The organism is Burkholderia lata (assembly GCF_902499335.1).
Taxonomy (GTDB): domain Bacteria; phylum Pseudomonadota; class Gammaproteobacteria; order Burkholderiales; family Burkholderiaceae; genus Burkholderia; species Burkholderia lata_B.
In genome coordinates this window covers 24,635-43,594 of record NZ_CABVQK010000028.1, presented here as the reverse complement: position 1 = coordinate 43,594, position 18,960 = coordinate 24,635, and the positions used below count along the sequence as shown (strand labels likewise).

Annotated in this window: 8 protein-coding genes, 6 pseudogenes and 1 other annotated feature; of the genes and pseudogenes, 7 read left to right on the top strand and 7 right to left on the bottom strand. The window is 61.8% G+C overall.

Annotated features, from left to right (window positions below):
* Positions 1-221: 221 nt before the first annotated feature.
* Positions 222-593 (bottom strand): annotated as a pseudogene (locus BCO18175_RS39790) (integrase core domain-containing protein); the annotation flags it as partial.
* Here BCO18175_RS39790 and BCO18175_RS39785 point away from each other — a divergent pair.
* The 4 genes and pseudogenes from BCO18175_RS39785 to BCO18175_RS39770 form a co-directional block, all read left to right on the top strand.
* Positions 591-1,163 (top strand): annotated as a pseudogene (locus BCO18175_RS39785) (IS30 family transposase); the annotation flags it as partial. The pseudogenes BCO18175_RS39790 and BCO18175_RS39785 overlap by 3 nt on opposite strands.
* Before the next feature lie 5 nt (positions 1,164-1,168).
* Positions 1,169-1,732 (top strand): annotated as a pseudogene (locus BCO18175_RS39780) (integrase core domain-containing protein); the annotation flags it as partial.
* A 112-nt stretch (positions 1,733-1,844) separates the two neighbouring features.
* Positions 1,845-2,057 (top strand): annotated as a pseudogene (locus BCO18175_RS39775) (IS30 family transposase); the annotation flags it as partial.
* 76 nt (positions 2,058-2,133) lie between these two features.
* Entirely contained in the window at positions 2,134-3,177 is a 1,044-nt protein-coding gene (locus BCO18175_RS39770; protein WP_174989213.1) for an IS110 family transposase, read from the top strand.
* A 252-nt stretch (positions 3,178-3,429) separates the two neighbouring features.
* Here the strand turns inward: BCO18175_RS39770 and BCO18175_RS39765 are convergent.
* Positions 3,430-3,672, bottom strand: a pseudogene (locus tag BCO18175_RS39765) (transposase); the annotation flags it as partial.
* Positions 3,673-3,872: 200 nt separating this feature from the next.
* Positions 3,873-4,559, bottom strand: coding sequence for a DUF2968 domain-containing protein (locus tag BCO18175_RS40775; RefSeq protein WP_438820534.1), 687 nt, complete (start codon positions 4,557-4,559; stop codon positions 3,873-3,875).
* 959 nt (positions 4,560-5,518) lie between these two features.
* Here BCO18175_RS40775 and BCO18175_RS39755 point away from each other — a divergent pair.
* Both BCO18175_RS39755 and BCO18175_RS39750 read left to right on the top strand, forming a co-directional pair.
* On the top strand, positions 5,519-6,742 hold the full coding sequence (locus BCO18175_RS39755; protein ID WP_174989211.1) for an IS110 family transposase: 1,224 nt from the start codon (positions 5,519-5,521) through the stop codon (positions 6,740-6,742).
* A 23-nt stretch (positions 6,743-6,765) separates the two neighbouring features.
* Positions 6,766-7,852 (top strand): annotated as a pseudogene (locus BCO18175_RS39750) (IS3 family transposase).
* Positions 7,047-7,163 (top strand) — a sequence feature (AL1L pseudoknot). Its footprint overlaps the pseudogene before it by 117 nt.
* 905 nt (positions 7,853-8,757) lie before the next feature.
* On the opposite strand, the gene BCO18175_RS39745 reads toward BCO18175_RS39750, so the two are convergent.
* From BCO18175_RS39745 to BCO18175_RS39730, 4 genes are all read right to left on the bottom strand, one after another.
* Positions 8,758-9,681 (bottom strand): chlorinating enzyme, encoded by a 924-nt coding sequence (locus BCO18175_RS39745; RefSeq protein WP_174989209.1) that lies wholly within the window; start codon positions 9,679-9,681, stop codon positions 8,758-8,760.
* Between the two features lie 113 nt (positions 9,682-9,794).
* Positions 9,795-10,049, bottom strand: a complete 255-nt coding sequence (locus BCO18175_RS39740; RefSeq protein WP_174989200.1) for an acyl carrier protein — start codon at positions 10,047-10,049, stop codon at positions 9,795-9,797.
* 22 nt (positions 10,050-10,071) lie between these two features.
* On the bottom strand, positions 10,072-11,568 hold the full coding sequence (locus tag BCO18175_RS39735; protein ID WP_174989198.1) for an amino acid adenylation domain-containing protein: 1,497 nt from the start codon (positions 11,566-11,568) through the stop codon (positions 10,072-10,074).
* 349 nt (positions 11,569-11,917) lie between these two features.
* Positions 11,918-13,984, bottom strand: a complete 2,067-nt coding sequence (locus tag BCO18175_RS39730) for a M3 family metallopeptidase (RefSeq protein ID WP_174989196.1) — start codon at positions 13,982-13,984, stop codon at positions 11,918-11,920.
* 497 nt (positions 13,985-14,481) lie between these two features.
* Between BCO18175_RS39730 and BCO18175_RS39725 the strand changes: the two genes are divergently transcribed.
* Positions 14,482-18,954, top strand: a complete 4,473-nt coding sequence (locus BCO18175_RS39725; RefSeq protein ID WP_174989194.1) for a non-ribosomal peptide synthetase — start codon at positions 14,482-14,484, stop codon at positions 18,952-18,954.
* The last annotated feature ends 6 nt before the right edge of the window (positions 18,955-18,960 follow it).

Here is an 18,960-nt window from a genome sequence, read left to right as displayed (position 1 = left end):
TCGGCGACCGATTTATGCAGGCGCGCGGATAACGCGCTGTTCAACCGCCTCGCCCACAAAAATCCGGACAGGTTCGGTGGACCGGCCAGAGTTTCATAGACACTCACGAGCCGTGTAGCGCGTAGCGCCGCTCAAACTCGACAGGTGACAAGTCGCCGGCGGAACCATGCCGGCGAATCGGGTTGTAGAACATCTCAATTGTGCGATTCGCAGACATCGTTTCACTTTCTTGAAGGTCGTTTCTGTGGCGCGTCGGAACCCGTGGCGCCGATAGGAGACACGGGTTCCGACGCGCGCCGATGATGTTCGCCGAGGATCTTGTCGACCCGCCATTCGCGGTGCCGAATTCGCTCTTTCCGCTCGTCGTACGCACTTACCACCTCGTCCGCGAGAGGTTTGATTTCACCCAGCTCCGCAATGCGGTCAACAGGAGTCTTCCCACCGAGTGAGCCGTGTGGCCGACGCCAGTTGTAGTCGAGCTGCCACTCTTCGATTCGCAAGTCGATTGCCTGCTCTGTCGGAGCATGGTGGAACCAGAACTCGTTCAGGTCAGTAAGCTGCGAGCGTTCAACCTTGCCATTAAGGTGCGGCGAGCCATGCGCCGTTCGCGTCATCACACAATGAAGACGAATGACCACGGCAGAATTTGCGACACTGTCCCGATTAGTGAGCGCCCCGCGACGGTTGACGATCGCGCGATACCGGGCCACTGGGAAGGCGATTTGCTGTTCGGCAGCGCGAACAGTCAGATTGCCACGCTCGTCGAGCGTCAGAGCCGCTTCGTGATGCTAGTCAAGGTCGGCAGCAAGGATACGGAAACGGTCATCAATGCGTTGATTCGGCACGCCGGCAAGCTTCCTCAGGAACTCTACAAATCACTGACCTGGGACCGGGGCAAAGAGATGGCCGATCACACGCGCTTCACCGTGGCCACCGACATCAAGGTCTACTTTTGTGATCCGCAGAGCCCTTGGCAACGGGGTTCGAACGAGAACACAAATGGACTTCTCAGACAGTATTTCCCCAAGGGGATCGACCTCTCGGCCTATTCGCAGGCCAAGCTCAACGCAGTAGCCAGACGGCTCAACGAGCGTCCGCGAAAGACTCTAAACTTCGACACACCGGCTGAGCGATTTCATCAATTCGTTGCATCGACGGGTTGAATCCGCAGTTCCGGGTACTGGCAATCTACCCACGCAGAAACGCCCGAAATACGCTGCTTTCTCTTGATCGCGTCATTGAGGAGATGCCGTTTCCGATCCAGCGCATCCAGACCGATCGAGGCGGCGAGTTCTTCGCCGAGTCGGTACAACGACGCTTGATGAGCGAATGCATCAAGTTCCGACCGATCCCGCCACGCTCGCCACACCTCAATGGCAAGGTCGAGCGTTCACAACTCACCGACCGCAACGAATTCTGGTCGCATCATCTGCCGACCGCGGATGCAATCGACCAACGAATTGAGGAGTGGCAGTTCGACTACAACTGGCGGCGCCCGCACGGCTCACTTGGTGGCAAGACGCCCGTCGATCGTATCGCCGAGTTAGGCGAAGTCACCCCTGTCGCGGGAGAGGTGGAAAGTGCCTACGACGAAACTAAAGAGCGACTTCGGCACCGCGAATGTCGCGTCGACAAGACCCTCGCCGAACATCACCGGCGTGTGTTGAAGCGCGCGTCTCCTAACGGAGCCGCGCGCTCCAACACACAACGAAAACGGCGTCCGAAGAAGTGAAATGATGTCCGTGAATCGCACACGTGATACATGCGCACCCAACGTAATCGTGCGGCGATCTCTCGGTCCATCGCCTCATTCTAGTTGAAACGATGTCCATGAATCACACAACTTCTGCGACCCGCGAAGTCCTTGGCAACGTGGCACCAACGAAAACACGAACCGACTCCTGCGTCAGTACTTGCCCCACGGTACGCAACTTGATCAATACTCGCAGGCGGAATTGAACAAGATCGCAGCGCGGCTCAATGAACGGCCCAGAAAGACATTGGGCTTCATGTCTCCGGCCGATAAACTATGCGAGGCTGTTGCAGCGACTCATTGAACCTACCGCGGCCTAATGGAATGGTCTGCCCCACCTCCTGCGCGATACTAGGCGCGTCCACCCTGGGAGAGCGACCATGAACGATCACCGCGTCTATGTCATTGGCATTGATCTCGGCAAGAATTGGTTCCACCTCGTAGCGAACGACGAGCGAGGTACTGAACTATTCCGCAAGAAGCTCAACCGAGGCCAACTGGCAGAATTTGCGGTCACGGCACCCCGATGTTTGATCGCCATGGAGGCATGTCCTGGATCCCAATTCTGGGGGCGACGATTCCAGCAGGCGGGCCACGAGTTGCGCATTATCCCGGCCCAGTTTGTAAAGCCGTATCTCAAATCGAACAAGAACGATTTCAACGATGCTCAGGCGATTGCGGAAGCTGCAAGTCGCGGAAGCATGCGCTGTGTTCCGCTAAAGACAACTGATCAAATCGAGCTGCAAGCATTGCATCGAGTTCGCCAACGATTCATTGTCGAGCGAACCGCCGTCGTCAACCAGATGAGAGCGCTGCTTCTCGAGCACGGCATTGTCATACCGGTTGGGCGTGCTCTCTTCGCCCGACGCTTGCCAGCAGTATTGGCCGATCCCCAAAGCGGCTTATCGCCACGACTGAGTCAGATCATTTCGCGGTTGCGTCAGCGATGGCTGGCTTTGGACGAAGAGATCGACACGGCGTCGGCTGAAATTGCCCAGATCGCTCGTGAATCGGAGCTCTGCCGACGTGTCTGCACAGTACCCGGCGTCGGTCCGGTTGTGTCAACGGCTCTAATTGCCGCGGTCGGCAATGGTGCTGCGTTCAAGCGGGCTCGCGATATGTCAGCCTGGCTCGGCCTTGTGCCGAAGCAATACTCAACGGGAGGCAAATCGAATCTTGGTGGCATCAGCAAGCGCGGCAACGCCTATTTACGGATGATGGTGATCCAAGGCGCACGTGCTTTGATGATCCACATGAAGCGCGATCAATCCCGAATGGGCTTATGGCTTCGCGAGGTCGAGCAACGTAGTCATCCGCACGTCGCCCTAATCGCACTGGCCAACAAGATCGTCCGTATCTGCTGGAAGGTGTTGACCAGCCAGCAGTCCTATCGACCGTTTGTGGAAGTACCCGCAGCTGCCTGAGCAAGTCCGAGCACTACCGTCCTGTTTTGCGAGCCCTGCATAGCTGATGACACAGAACCGTTGACCGGCATGCCGAAAGCCCGGCTAAAAAAGCAGTCTTTAGTGACTGAACGCTTTATTGGGTTAGGTGTGCGCGGATTCCATCATGGCCAGCAGTCTCGAACTGCGCGAACAGGCCGGATACATTGACGCAAACGATGTTCTGTCGAAACGGCTACACAGTCCTTGCAAATCTGGGGCAGACCATACATTTTTTAGAATGTCGCGCTCCTCGGTTACCCGCTTGAGTTCGGCATTCAGTCGCCGCACCTCGGCGTTTTGGTCCAGTTCCACCTGCAGCACCACATCTAGCTTATCGAACTTCGCCCGCTAGGCATACAGGCTGTGCGTTGTAATGCCCAAACGCTGGGCTACATCCGCCACCGAATGACCACGCTCGGTGACTTGCTTGACTGCTTCGATCTTGAACTCATCCGTGTACCTCTTGCCGCTCATACTGACCACCTCGGTTGCCACAAATTATGGCTCGAAGATGTCTACGAAAAGCTAGCCGGTCCAAGATGCGTTCCGACCGGTATCGTTCCGCTCGAGCCTTGTCTCGGCAGGTGCATGAACAAGCCCGCCTGACGGAGCACGTCAGACGGGCTTCTGGTTGTTGCGAGGCGGTCGCATGCTTCGCTGATGTAGCCAATGGATCAGCGTTGCTTGAACGTGAACAAGCCCGTTTCCGATTCCCGTTGCAGCCTGCTTACCTCGTCACGCACCTGGTCAAGCTGAATGCGCGCGGCACGGTTTTCCACTTCGAGGGTCCGGGTTTTCTGTTGGGTCGTCCGCTGACGTTCCGCCACTTGGGCTTGCTGCTCCCGAGCGACGTCAAGGTCGGCACGTAGGCGTCCAGCCTTGTTCTCGGACACGGCTATGACGCGCTCGAGAAAGCGCTTCTGTGCCTCCAACTCCGTGCGCTGGATCTCGATCGCGGACAGCTTTACGGTCTGCTTGACGAAATTGTCGTACACCATGTCCGCCCGTGGGCGTTCCTGCGATTTGACGACGCGCCAGACATTCTTATCCTGGAAGAGCGCAACGTAATAGGTCATCTCGGTTGGGTAGAAGAGCATGCTTGCTCCATAGCTACCGTTGTATGTCGTACGCATCTCGGTCAGTCGACCGTCCCGCAGCAACTGCGTAAGCTGGGCGACGTCGCCTTGAGCACTGCCCGACGCTTCTTCGCGCGCGGGTGTCAGGCTCGTGACTGCTGGTCGACTGCCGGCGACCGGCGCCTCGCCGTCCGAAGCATCGGCGGCCAATGCCGAGCCGACAACGAATTGCGCGGCAGTCCAAGCGCTAAGGATGCCGATCGTGAAGGGTATGCGAGAGCGCACGGGTTCTCCTGTCTTCAGTAAAACGGGGACGCAGTACCACGCAAATGCAGGTCCGGTGTACCGGTCACGAATCGGCACGCGTGACGCGGTCGATTGGCCGGTAGACAAGAGGCTCCCCGCACGCTTGTCGAATGGTGAATCGCCAGACGGCGCGGCAAAGCACGGTAGGGGCCAGCGTGATGTTGCGCAGTTGCTGCGGGAGGCCGAGCCACCCGCGGTTCGTATTGTTCCGTTTTGGACACGCAGGGGGAATCGGATTCGTCCATCTGTTTGGCGTACCAATACGAAAATGCGCTTGGGTTGCTCGCAGCGCGTGCCGTCGATACGGGCCGGACTACCCATATTTTGCTCACGATTTACTGGAGACTTCAACGAGAATCGTGCCAATTCCGCAGCCGAAATCACGACACGGGTGGATACAATCATTAGGGGCGGGCGGCATGGGGTGATAAGGTAAAAATTGCCGTATTCGCCTCGGAGCGCGTGGCGCCCTGCTGCCGAGGCCGCGTAAAAACAGCTGCGGCGGCCGGTCACGCTTCGACGCGAAGGGATTCGTTCGGCACTATCGAGTTCCGCTCTAGACATCATGTATGGACCTGCCGCACCACAAGGTACGCGGATTAAGCTTGAGGTCGGTTACTCCGCGGCTCAGAGCCGCATTGAGGGGGCTGAACCGCGCCGGGTTTGGTGGAGGCTCCAACTCTTGAGAGTGATTCATCGGACGTGCCCGACCCCGAAGGATGAAGCGGCCACCGCGCCGAGCTAGTATTACGAGGCAGCGGTGGTCGAGGTCGGCCCATTGTCTGGTGCACTGAGCCCGTTTGAGAGTTGGACCCGCAGCCCTGCGAGCACCCCAAATTGTGACCTGGGGCAGTCTGTCGCCCTGCTGGATCACGCTTACCAGAATCCGATAACGAGGGCTGCCGCCGCTGCCATTCTCCATCGTGCAGGAGGGCAACATGCAGGTACTTTATCCACGCTGCGCCGGGCTGGACGTGCACAAGGACACTATCGTGGCATGCGTACGTTGCGTGTCTGCGCCTGAGCACCACGAGGTCCAAAGCTTTTCCAGCACCACGACCGGCTTGCTGGCGCTATCTGACTGGTTGGCAAGCCATCTCTGCACCCATGTAGCAATGGAAGCCACTGGTGTGTATTGGAAACCCGTCTGGCACGTACTCGAGGATTCCTTCGAGTTGGTGCTTGGTAATGCCGCATACATCCGGAACGTGCCTGGCCGCAAAACGGATGTCAACGATGCGATGTGGATCGCGGACCTGCTCGCACACGGGTTGATCCGCTCCAGCTTCGTGCCACCTGCCGCGATTCAGGAGTTGCGCGATCTGACACGCACGCGTAAGCAACTGGCCCGCGAAATCGCCCAGCATTGTCTGCGTATTCAGAAGGTGCTTGAGGACGCCAACCTCAAGCTCGGCAGCGTACTGTCCGACGTGCTTGGCGACAGCGGGCGGGCGATGCTCAAGGCCATCGTCTCGGGCGAGGATGACCCGGTGCGATTGGCCTCGCTGGCTCAGGGCCACGCTCGCAGAAAGACCAGTGAACTGCGCGAAGCGCTGAGCGGCCGTGTCACCGCCCATCACCGCGCCATGCTCGGACTGCATCTGCAAGTCATCGACGCACTTGAGCACGCGCTGGCAGACTTGGATGCCGCAGTGGGGCTGGCGTTGACGCCGATCCGGCAGCACGTCCAACTGCTCAGGACCATTCCTGGGGTTGGGGATTTGACTGCTCGGGTCTTGGTAGCCGAGATCGGCGTCGACATGACGCGCTTCCCCAATCCCGCCCACTTGATATCTTGGGCCGGCTTGTGCCCGCGTAACGACGAAAGCGCGGGCAAACGCCGTAGCACTCGTGTCCGCAAGAGCGGTACGTGGTTAAAGACTGCGCTGGTCACGGCTGCATGGGCAGCAGTTCGCACAAAAAACACCTATCTGCACGCCCAGTTCTTGCGAATCAAAGCGCGGCGCGGGGCCAAAAAAGCGATCGTCGCTGTTGCGGCGTCCATGCTCACTGCCGCGTGGCACATGCTTCGCAACGGCGTGGAATACAAGGACCTGGGCCCTGACTACTTCAATCGGCACGACATGCAGGGGACTGTTAAGCGGCTGCTCAAAAGACTGACGGATCTCGGGTATCCCGTTCAACCCGCGTCTCCATCGTAATGGCTTCTTACCAGAATGGAGCTATGAACAAGAAGGTAACCAAGTTTTTCCCGGAAGTCCGAGAGCGCGCAGTGCGTCTGGTGCGCGAGCAGCATAGCGAACATCCGTCGATGTGGGCGGCGGTGGAATCGATTGCGCCGATGATCGGCTGCACACCGCAGACACTGCACGAGTGGGTCAAGCGCGACCAGGTCGACCACGGTGAGCGCGATGGCGTGACCACAAATGAGCGCGAGCGCCTCAAGGCCTTGGAGCACGAAGTCAAGGAGTTGCGTCGTGCCAACGAGATTCTCAAGGTCGCGAGCGCGTTTTTCGCCCAGGCGGAGCTCGACCGCCGTTTCAAGTCCTGAAGGCCTTCATTGATCAGCATCGCGACGCCTGCGGGGTCGAGCCGATCTGCAAGGTTTTGCGGATTGCTCCGTCGGGCTACCGACGCCACGTTGCGCAGCTTCGCGATCCGTCCAAACGCTGCGCCCGCGCCAAACGAGATGAGATTCTGCAACCGGAGATCAAGCGTGTCTGGCAGGCCAACATGCAGGTCTATGGCGTGCCGAAGGTCTGGAAGCAGATGAACCGGGAAGGTATCGTGGTCGCACGCTGCACGGTCGGGCGGTTGATGAAGCTGCAGGGCTTGCGAGGTGCAGTTCGCGGTAAGCGAGTTCGCACAACGATTCCCGATGCCATCGCGCCACGCCCGCTGGACCGGGTCAACCGGCAGTTCAAGGCCGATCGACCGAATCAGCTCTGGGTGTCGGATTTTACGTATGTCTCGACTTGGCAAGGCTGGCTGTACGTGACATTCGTGATCGACGTGTTTGCCCGCCGTATCGTTGGCTGGCGCGTCAGCTCGTCGATGACCACGGACTTCGTGCTGGATGCACTTGAACAGGCGCTGTACGCCAGGCAACCGGGCGAGGACGGGACTTTGATTCACCACTCCGACAGAGGGGCCCAACGAGGGAATCCGTCGAACTGGCAACGCTGGAATGGGTGGCTTGGTACAACCATCATCGGCTGATGGTGCCCCTCGGCTATATCCCGCCCGCGGAGGCTGAGGCAAACTACTACAGGCAACTCAGAAATACCGCTGACGTGCCTGCATTAACTTAACCAACCAGCCTCCACGACTCCCGGCGCGGTTCACTCGGGGGCTTCTAGCCGGTTGAAACACGTATCGAAGCTTTGGTCCGTAGCAAACTCCAACCGACTAGCGACGGAGCGCTCTGTGCGACGGTTGCGTGCCCGGCCTACGACGCCAAGCGAATGCGTGGTTTGGCTCGTGGTCTCGGACGATCTTGAGGTAAAAGTGTACCGCTGGTTCGGCGCGGAACCTGAGCGAAGGTGACGCGACGCGGTTTATTGCGGCGGGCGCCGTCGATGGACGCTGACGCTCGGAAAACGAGGCCAAATCAATGAAAGTGGTCGTTGTTATTGAGGATGCGATGGGCGGGAACGTTTTTACCATTGTTCATCGCGCTCGGCCTGATGACCGGCCGCGAGCCCACGTTATCGGGGTACCGGTGGTTGGCGCGCAGGCTGACTGCAACTTCGTCTATATCGCACACGTCAGTCGTGGTGCTGCCGATCGAGGCAGTACGCTTGCGCTAACAACCGGGCGATGATGCGACCTGCTGGCGTTCCGTCCACGACGAACTCGATCGCATGTTGGGTACCGTGGCGATCGAAAAATGAGATCGGAAACCACAGGCGAGTGAGGGCGATGTGGCCAGCTACAAGGGCGGATTTTTCGCCCTTGACGACGAGATTGAGCCGCGGCTCGGCTCTGTCAAGTAGGTAGGCGTAAACTACCTGTGTAACTCAAGAGTAGTTATCCTTATCAGATAACGTTCTCGACTGCGCCAGCAACAGTCAAACCATGCCATGTGGCGAAGCGTTCCTGGTGTACAGCACGATGACATGCCGCATTCATTTGATGTCTGAGCCCGGAGGTTGGGTTGGATTTCGGTCCGACCTCCGGGGTATTTCTTTGAATCCGACTCATCCCCGCGGCGTGTTTACACCTCGGCGTGCCGGCTGAACGGCGTGCCGCGCGCGTTGGATTCCACACGGCGGTTATGCCGGAAGTGGTCTTCGCCCGACACCAGCACCACACCGTATTTGTCGAGGTTCACTTCGCTGCCGTACTCGCTGACGGTTTCGGTGTCCGGGTAGATCTTGACGGCGGCGGGCACGTAGCGGCACGCATAGCCGAGGCGGGTGCGGTCTTTCGTCGAGTTGGGGAACGACGAGTGCATCAGCGTCGACCAGAAGATTACGAACTCACCGGGCTTCATCACGAGCGACACAGCCTTGCTCTCGTCGGGCTTCCAGTTCGCGTCCTTCTGCAGGCTGCGGTAGTCGTAGCCGAAGAAGCCGCGCTTGATGCCGTCCTTCTCGAGCGCGTTGATCTTCGTCGGATCGAATGCCATCTTCTTCGACTCGTCGTAGAACATTTCCTCGTGCGTGCCCGGTACGAAGCGCAGGCAGCCGTTCTGTTCGTCGCAGTCGGTGAAGGCCGTCCATACGGTTACCGCGCCGCCGAAGCGGCCGTCTCCGGGCCACACGATCTGCGGCTTGCCCGACGCATGCGCGAACGTGTCGGCCTGGTGCCAGTCGGTGCCTTCGTCGCCGGGATACTTGGGGAACATCTCCGATCGCCAGCAAATGAGATCGGGGCCCAGGATCGAATTGAGCTTGTGGATGATCTCCGAGCGCATGATGTGCTCGCTCAGCAGGTTCACGTCGAGATGCCTGTCGTAGTTGGCGATCGGGCTGTTCGGCGGCAAATCGTAGATCGCGTACTCGCGGTCGAACAGCTGCGACCGAATCTGGCGGTATCGATCCCTTGCTTCGTCTTCCGAATAGAGTTTGAACGGGCCGATGTAGCCCTGGGCACGGAAGCGGGCGATCTCTTCCTTCGTCAGTTGGAAATTCTGCATCCTGGGTGGCTCCTTTGGATTTACGTTAACTCGTGCCTGGTATGGCGTCTGCTTGGACGAGGCGATCGGTATCCGCGCGCCCCGTTTTCTTCGAAGATCTCCGCCCGACGCGGTTACTGCGACACCGTTACCGCGGCTGTCGTCGTCAGGTAAGCGCGCGCCCATCCGTCCACGGAGGGCGCCGCCATCAGCTGACTCGTGGGCACTTTCAACTGCAGTTGCTCTTCGATCCGGATTTGCAGTTCGACGATGGCCAGCGAACTCACGCCGCGTTCGAAGAAGTCCTCGCCGGGTTGCAGGTCGGGCAGCCCGAGCGTGTCGCGGCAGGTGCTCAGAATTGTTTCGATAATGTCGGTCGTATTGGTCATGGCTTGTTTCCCTCCGGATGATTTATATCTCGCCGATTGGCAACGGGTTGCGGTCCAGCTTGCCGTTCGCATTGAGCGGGATATGCTGAAAAACCTGGATGTCGTCGGGGATCTGGAACGGCGGCGCCAGTTTGATGAGTTCGCTGCGGACGAAAGCCTTCATGTCCGGCCGCCCGCCGGCGGACTGGATGATCGCGCTGAGGCGCTTTTCGCCGGTCGCATCCTCCGACACCTTGACGATGACTTCCTCGACGCCGGGAATGCCGGCGATGAGCGCCTGAAGCTCGTCGAGCGACACGCGGTAGCCGCGTATCTTCACGAGCCGGTCGCGCCGCCCGAGGAATTCGATCAGGCCGTCCGGCCTGCGTCGTGCCCGATCGCCGGTGCGATACAGCAGGCCGTCGACGAGCCGATGGTCGATGAATGCCGCGCGCGTCGCCTCCGGCGCATTCAGATAGCCGAGTGCTACGCCATCGCCGCTTGCGCACAGCTCGCCTTCGGCGCCGTCCGGCACTTCGCGCAGCGCGCTGTCGAGAATGTGGAGCCGGGTGCCTGAAATGGCGCGGCCAATCGGAACCGGATCGACTGGCCGGTTCGCGGCGGTCATCACGTGACAGCACGTGAAGGTCGTGTTCTCGGTCGGACCGTAACCGTTGATGACGGTAATCGACGGGAACTCGTCGAATACTGCGTTGACGGCGGCCGCATTCAGCACGTCACCGCCCGCCAGCAAGGTGCGGATCCCCGCGAGCATTCGGATGTAGCGCCGCACGACGAGATGGAACAGCGCGGCGGTGAGCCAGAGCACGCTGACCCGCTCGCGCTCGATCAGCTCGCTGACGAGGTTTGGATCGAACGTCGCTTCTTCATGGATCGCGAGCCGGGCGCCGTTCAGCAACGCGCCCCAGATTTCGAACGTGGAGGCATCGAAGGTGATCGGGGACAGCAACAGCAGCGTGTCAGCTGGCGTGACCCGGATGTAGTTCGTATTGCAGACCAGGCGGACGACGCCCCGGTGGGCGACGACCACGCCTTTCGGCCGGCCCGTGCTCCCGGAGGTGAACATCACGTAGATCGCGCTCGAGCCGTCGTGCCCCGCATCGACGGCGGGGCCATGGTCGTCGCGGCCCGCGGCGAGATCGCCGGCTTCGATGACTTGCCGCGATGCGCCGCGGAAAGCCTCGGCGTCGGTCGGCCGAGCGATGACGTGCCGTGCGCCGCTGTCGTGTGCATGGCTCTGCTTGACCGACTCGGAGTAGGTTGGGTCGACCGGCACGAAGGCCGCACCGGTCTTGATGATCGCGAGCATCGCGATGACGGCGTCGATTGAGCGCGGCAGGCACAGCAGCACGCGGTCGTGCGCTCGCACGCCGCGGTCGATCAGGTGCCGCGCGACGTGATTGGCGCTGCGGTCGAGTTCGCCGTACGTCAAGCGCCTTTTGCCGCCGACCAGGGCGATCGCATCGGGCGCGCGACGGGCCTGCGCGGTAAACAGACGATTGACGCTAACTGGAGTCACGAATTCCCTCGGTCCGTGGAAAGATTGAATGACGCAGCTGGCGAACGCGAGCGATGCTCGTGCGACGCCGGGCGCTGCGCGTTATGAATGGCGCAGCGGATTCCCTGCGCGCCTGGCGAGGGGTCGTATATTCATGTGTGAATGCTCCTGATGGCTACGCACATTAGAGTCGACGCGCGGCATTTGCGAAACTACGAATTCCCATAGGTTTCGATCGGGAATCGGCGCGACGTGCTCGGCGCCAGCGTCTATTCGGCAAGGTTGCGGAGCACCGGATGGAGAATGACTTCGGGGTGGAGTTCAGGATTGCAAAACGGTTGACCGCATGTTCGGTCCGCCGAACGTTACCCTAACACCTTGTCGCGACAGGATCCCGAAACACCGCATCGAGGTCCGGCGGACGACCGCGAAACGCGATGAACGATTCCATAGTGGGTCGACTGCCCCCGGACCCGAGAATTTCGGTCCGATAGCGCTTTCCGATTTCGCGTCTGCCGGCGTCTGCATGCGTGGCGCCGGTGTTTTCCAGCGCGGCATAGGCATCGGCCGCGAGGACCTTCGCCCATTGATAACCGTAATAGGCCGCTGCGTAGTCGCCGGCGAAGATATGCCCGAAGGTGTTCACGCTTCTTGAAAGCGGGTCCGGCGGCGTGACCTCGTAGGCTTGATGAATGGCTTCCACCCAATGGAGGATCGACTGGTTCGAGGCCATCGCGCGCGCGGAATGCAGTTGGAGGTCTAGCGCCGACAACGCAATCTGATGCGCCATCTCGATGCCATGGTCGACATGGTGTGCCGCCAGCATGCGGTCGAATAGCGTGCGCGGCAGCGCCGCGCCTGTCTCCACGTGAGCGCTCAACGCGACAAGCACCTCCCACTCCCGGCAGAATTGCTCCATGAATTGCGAGGGGAATTCGACGGCGTCCCATTCGACGCTTTTCGCCCCAGACACTGCGCTTTCGGTGACGTCGGTCAGCATGTGATGGAGACAGTGGCCCATCTCGTGAAACAGCGTGACCACCTGTTCGAACGCGAAGCAGGCCGGCTCCGCTGCGGCGACGTTGCACATCAGATAGGCTGCGGGCAGCCGGATCGAGCCGTCTGCGCGCATGCCGCGCGATCCGCCGCTGGCTGCCCATGCGCCGTCCCGTTTTCCCGGGCGCGCGTACAGGTCCAGATAGAGATGGGCGACCGGATGGCCGCGTGCGTCGTCCAGCCGGTACAGCCGGACATCTTCGTGCCAGACGCTACCGGTCGCGGGGAGGATCTTGATGTCGAACAGCGTCTCGACCAGCTTGAACAGCCCATACAGCACGGCTTGTTCGGGGAAGTACCGGCGGACCTCGTCAGTCGAGACACCGAAGCGCTGCCTGCGCAGGTGTTCCATCGCGAAGGGAAGATCCCACGGCTGCAGCTCGCGAATGCCGAGGGCATCGCGGGCGAAGGATTGCAGCGCTTGCCATTCGGCGGCCGCCTGCGGGCGGATGCGCCGATGTAGATCGTCCAGAAACGACTGTGCGCATTCGGGGGAGCGCGCCATCTTCTGCGCGAGCGAGAGGCCGGCGAAATCTGGATGGCCGAGCAGTTGGGCCTCCTCGTGCCGCAGGGCCAGCAGTTCGGTCATGACGGGCATGTTGTCCCATGCCGCCGCGCCGTCGGCATAGTGTTCGCCCAGTTCGGATGCCCGGGCTGACCGGGCCCGGTACAAGCGTTCCCGTAGCGCGCGGCACTCGGAGAACTGCATGACCGGATGGTAGGACGCAAAATCCAGCGAGAAGAGATGGCCGTCGCGGCCGCATTGCCGCGCAGCCGCCCGTGCGGCGACTCGCACGTGATCGGGCAGGCCGGCCAGCTCGTCGTCCGCCGTCACGCGGTACGAATAAGCGCGGGTAGCATCGGCGATGTTGTCCTGGAACGTCTTCGCGAGCAGCGCCTGCCGTTCGCGTATGCAGTTCAGCCGCGTGCGCGGGCCGGGCGGCAGCTCGCCACCTGCCAGCAGCGCGTCGCGGATCAGGTTGCGCAGAACCTGCTGCCGCTCGACGGACAGGGTCGCGAACGCGTCGGAGCCGACGATGGCCTGGTATCGGCCGAGCAGCGCGGTGTCCTGACGAAAGCGCGACAACGCGGACGACACGAGGCCCACGCACTCCCCATAGGCGGCGCGCAAGGCCGCCGAATCGCGAACCGTGACAAGGTGGGTGACGATGCCCCACGTGTATTCGAGCGCCTCGATCGCCAGGCAGATCGGCTCGATCACGTTCGCCCAGCTCGACCGGCGCGGCGCCGCACTCGCCTGCTCGATCGCGTTGTCGAGCTCGAGCAGGCAGGCGTCAACGGCGGGGCGCACATGGAGCGCGCGAATGGCCTCGAAGCAAGGTAGCTGCGATCGATCCAGAAGGGGATTGAGGAAATGCATTGAGCGCAAGAGCTTGCTCCGTTTTCGAAGTCGCCGAACGATAGGGGCGATTGTATGACGGGCTTTCGATGCGCAACACGCTTATCGACCTATTACTTATTGCAGTTACTGCTGCGAGAGTGTCGCGATATTATTTTCACAATTATTGAGATTCTCTGAAACCATGTCGATGGAAATGACGATCGAGAAAAGTTGCATGTGATTCTGATGCATAGTATTCGGATACCTAAACAAGATGATGCCATTCCGGGTAGCTTGATCCGGGGATGCGCGTAATTTATCGCATCCTTTACACGTGTGACGGACTGCCCCTGATCCGGGTGCGGCCGGTTTCGCTCGATAGCCCGATCCTTCGGCGGCTGGCCGTGCATGGCCTCGATCTTTCGTCGCCTGCCCGCGCTTTCCGCTTTGATGGGGAGTCGTATGGCAATGGACGATGCGACGAAGAAGCGTGGTCGCGTCGGCCTGATTCTTCAACGCAGCCTCAGGAATGCCGCATGCCAACTGACGTGAATGACGTATTGCCACTCACTAATAGTCAAAGGGTGATGTGGCTGCAATGGAAATATGCGCCTCACGACCCCGCATATAACAATCCGCTGCTTTTCGAGCTCGACGGGAATCTCGACGTCGATCGGCTCAAGCGGGCATTTGTTGCGGTAGCCGGCGCGCATCCGGCGATCCGGATGCGTTTCCTCGAACAGGCCGGCGAGCCGCTTCAGTATGCCGAGCGGCTTTCGCACGACCCGCTCGAGTTCATCGATCTGTCGGATCTCGAATCGTCGGCACGGCTGCAACGGATCGAAGCGGCGCTCGATGCCTGCCTGCTGGCGCCTTTCGATCTGCATGGCGAACCGGTGTTCCGGTTCCTGTTGATCCGGACCCGTCCGCACGGTTATCTCCTTGCGTTGAATATCCACCATATCTGCGTGGATGGTACGTCGGCGCTGATGTTGCTGAACGATATTTCGTCGGCGTACAACAATCACGCGGCCTATGTGGCGGCGCCGGAGACCCGCGCGAGCCAGGGTTTTTCCGCCACGCTGGACTGGGAACGGCAACGCTGGGCCGACGGCGCCTATCAGGAAACCGAGGCGGCGTGGCGCGCAACCCTGTCGGGGCGCGCATGTGCGGTCGACTTCGGCAAACTGGTGTTCGACGGCGAGCGGCCGGCCCGGGCGGGCGCCTGCCAGTATCGCTGGAGTCTGCCCGGCACCCTGCAGGCAAGGCTCAAGAGCATGAATCGGAAAACCAGGACGACACCGTTCGTGGTCCTGATGAGCGCATTCAGCGTGTTGCTGCACCGGTACCTGCAACAGGACACGCTGGCGATCGCCTATCCGGTGGACACGAGGGCCGGTGGGTTCGAGCGGATCTTCGGTTCATTCATCAATTACGTGCCGGCGTTCGTGGACGTGACGCCGGATCTGACGGTCGATGCGTTGTTCGAGCGGGTGCGGCAGCATCGCCGGAAAACGAAATCGATCGTGGATTTCCCGCAACTGGACCTGATGAGGCTCGTGCGGCAGAACCTGGCCGACCCGGCGTCGCCATGCCTCAACGTGGCGCTCATTCCCGCGCGGTTCGCGCTCGATTCGCTGCGGCTGAATGGCATCGATGTCGAACAGACGCCGTGTTTCGTCGGTTCGGCGAAGCAGGACCTTGCGCTCCTTTACGACGGCGACGACACGCTCAGCCTGATCCTCGAATACCGCGCGGGGCTGCTGAGCGAATCGACGGCACAACAGTTGGCGCGCGATTTCAGTGACCTCGTCGAGCGCATGGTCGACCGGCAGGATGTGCGGATAGGCGATCTCGAACTGGGCGGCCAGCGAGCCTTTGCCGGCCGCCACGCCGTGCTGGCCGATCCCGTGCCGCAGCTGTCGGCCGGCGCATTGATCGAGGCCGCGCTGCGCGAGCAGCCGAATCGGCAGGCAGTCGGCGAACCCGGCCGCGCGATCACGAATCGGGCGCTGCTCGAGGCCGCGAACCGGGTCGCGTGGAAGCTGGCGGCGGCGAACGTGAAAGCGGGCGACCGCGTTGGCGTGGCCATGCATCGAAGCGGCGCGCTGCTGGCCGTGCTGCTCGGCATCTGGCAGGCCGGCGCGATCTACGTTCCGCTTCCCACGAATCTGCCGGCCGCGCGCCGTGCGCATATCGCGCAAGACGCGGAGCTGGCCGTCTGTCTTCATCAGGACGCGCCGGCCGCGGCTTCGCCACGGGATCTCGTCCTGACCGACGACCTGTTCGACGATGCGGATGCCGACGCGTTTCCCGCCGTCGCGGTCGATCCGGACAGCCCCGCTTACCTGATCTACACGTCGGGGTCCACCGGCAGTCCGAAAGGCGTCGAGGTGACCCATCGCAACGTCGCCGGCTTCCTGCTCGCGATGCGGCGCGCGCTGCCGATGAGTCGCGGCGATCGCCTGCTCGCGACCACCACGATCGGTTTCGACATATCGCTGCTCGAACTGCTGCTGCCGCTCATGGTCGGCGCAGCCGTCATCCCCTGTCCTGAGCACGTCCGCCTCGACGCGAAAGCGCTCGAAGCCGTGATCGAGCGCGAACGCATTTCGTGGCTGCAGGGCACGCCTTCGTTCTTCAACGTGCTGCGCGCGGGCGGCTGGCGCGGCGCGCGCCAATTGAACGTCCTGTGCGGCGGTGAATCGATCGATGCGTCCACGTACGGCTTCCTGCGCGACACGTGCGCGGCAGCCTGGCAGGTCTACGGCCCGACGGAAGCGACGATCTGGTCGATGATCGCCGGACCCGGCGCGGATCCGGCGGCCGGCCTCGGCGAGCCGCTCGGCAACACCACGATCCACCTGCTGGACACGCACGGCCAGACCGTGCCGCGCTTCAGCAAGGGCGAGATCTGCATCGGCGGGCATGGCGTTGCCCGCGGCTATCGCAATCGCCGCGCCCTGACCGACGAACGCTTCGTCGAGATCCCCGGCGCGGGCCGGGTGTATCGCACCGGCGACTTCGCTTTTCGTGATACGAACGAGCGCCTGCGATTCCTGGGGCGCGAGGACGGGCAGGTCAAGATTCGCGGCTTCCGGGTCGAGCTGGGCGAGATTGAAAAGCAGATCGAAGCGCTCGGCCAGGTGCGCAAAGCGGTCGTCCAGGTGAGATCGTCTCCGGCGGAGGAACCGAAGCTGCTCGCGTGGGTCGAGCCGATTCCGGATGGCGTGCGAGATGCCGCGGCCTTGCGTGATGCATTGTCGTTGGCATTGCCCGCCTACATGGTGCCCTCGCACATCGAGTGGGTCGACGCATGGCCGCTGAACGCGAATGGCAAGATCGATCGCGGGGCCCTGCCGGAGCGGGCGCAGCCGGCCGCCGCCGCGCGGGATGCCCGGCCGCTCGATCCATTGGCCCCGACCCTCCAGACCATCTACGCCGATGCGCTCAACCTGGAAACGATCGATCCCGACGCGACGCTGATGTCGCTGGGCGGCCATTCGCTGTCCGCGGTTCGCATCCTCGCGCAGATCCGCCGGAAGCTCGATATCGAGGTCAGTCTGGAGGCGTTCATGACGCACTCGAGCGTGACGGCGCTGGTCGATCATCTGCGTGCGTCCGGGGCGGCGCCGGATGGCGCCGATGCAACGGAGCGCGCGCCGGCGGGCGCTCCGTTGCCGCGGTCGGCGCACGGCGGCGTGCCGGCGCCGGCCCGGAGGCCGGATGTGCTCGTCCCTTCCGCGGGCGAACGGGCGCTGTATTTTCTCGACAGCGTGGCCACCGTGCGCGAGACCTACAACATTCCGGTGGGGCTGCATTTTCCGGCGGGCGTGGCGATCGACGTCCTCGAACGCGCGCTGAGACAGGTGCTGGACGCTCACGAATCGCTGCGGGCGGCGTTCGAGCCCACCGCGACGGGCCTTGTCAAGCGGATTCATCCGACACCCGCGGGCGCGCTGGTCGAGCACCATGGCGCGACGGATCGGGCCGCGCTTCGGCCCATGCTGAACCGGCTATTGCGCGAGCCATTCGACCTGCATTGCAGCCCGCTGCTGCGGGTCCATTACTTTCCGCTGCTGGAAGGCGGGGCCGCGGTGTTCTATCTGTTCCATCACATCGTGGTGGACGGCATCGGCTGCGGCAATTTCCTGAGGGAGATGGCGCACGCCTATGAAGCGATGCTCGCCGGGGGCGCGCCACGCCGTCCTCCCGAACCCGCCGCCGAGGCGGGCGGCCAGCCGGCCGACGCCTCGGCTCGCGCCGACGAGCTGATCGGCCGGTTCGGGCTGGTCGATCGTGTGCTGAATCTGCCGTATCGCGCGCCGTTTCCCGAGGTGCGCACGCTGGCGGGCGACAGTTTTCCGCTCGTGATCCCGGCTGCATTACGCGCGGAACTGGACGACTACTCGCGCACCGCGGGCGTGCCGCTCGCGACGCTGTTCCTGAGCGCGTTCGCCCTCGCGCTGCATCACTTCAGTTGCGACAGGGTGGTCAATATCGGGTTGGCGACCATGAATCGCACGCCCGAGACGCTTCAGGCAATCGGCCTGTACACGAACACGATCGTGCTGCCGGTCGACATCGATCCGGCGGACCGGCTGGGCGATTTCGTCAATCGGGTGACTGGCTCGCTGTTCTCGATCTACGGGTATGCCGACGTGCCGTTCGAGGAGGTCGCAAGCCGGCTGGTCGAGTACGCGACGCTCGGCCGGACCCCCGTCTTCCAGGCATTTTTCAACTTCATCGATCGCTCGATGTACGCGTTCTCGATGGCGGATCTCCCGGTCTCGGAGATTCCGCTGCGGCCGACCGGCTCGAAGTTCGAGCTGTCGCTCGAGGTCAACGACTTCCGTACGCATACGCAGGTTTTTTTCGAATACAGCGCGGACGTCTTCGACGCCGCGCTGATCGACGACATCGCATCCGAGTTCAACCGGATTCTGTTCGAGTGCGTACGGTCGCCCGGCGAGACGGTCGAGCGGCTGGCACTGACTACGCATCCTTGAGGAAAA

Coding starts and splice junctions, on each gene's coding strand:
- BCO18175_RS39770 (WP_174989213.1), top strand. CDS start 2,134: ATGAACGATCACCGCGTCTATGTCATTGGCATTGATCTCGGCAAGAAT.
- BCO18175_RS39755 (WP_174989211.1), top strand. CDS start 5,519: ATGCAGGTACTTTATCCACGCTGCGCCGGGCTGGACGTGCACAAGGAC.
- BCO18175_RS39745 (WP_174989209.1), bottom strand. CDS start 9,681: ATGCAGAATTTCCAACTGACGAAGGAAGAGATCGCCCGCTTCCGTGCC.
- BCO18175_RS39740 (WP_174989200.1), bottom strand. CDS start 10,049: ATGACCAATACGACCGACATTATCGAAACAATTCTGAGCACCTGCCGC.
- BCO18175_RS39730 (WP_174989196.1), bottom strand. CDS start 13,984: ATGCATTTCCTCAATCCCCTTCTGGATCGATCGCAGCTACCTTGCTTC.
- BCO18175_RS39725 (WP_174989194.1), top strand. CDS start 14,482: ATGCCAACTGACGTGAATGACGTATTGCCACTCACTAATAGTCAAAGG.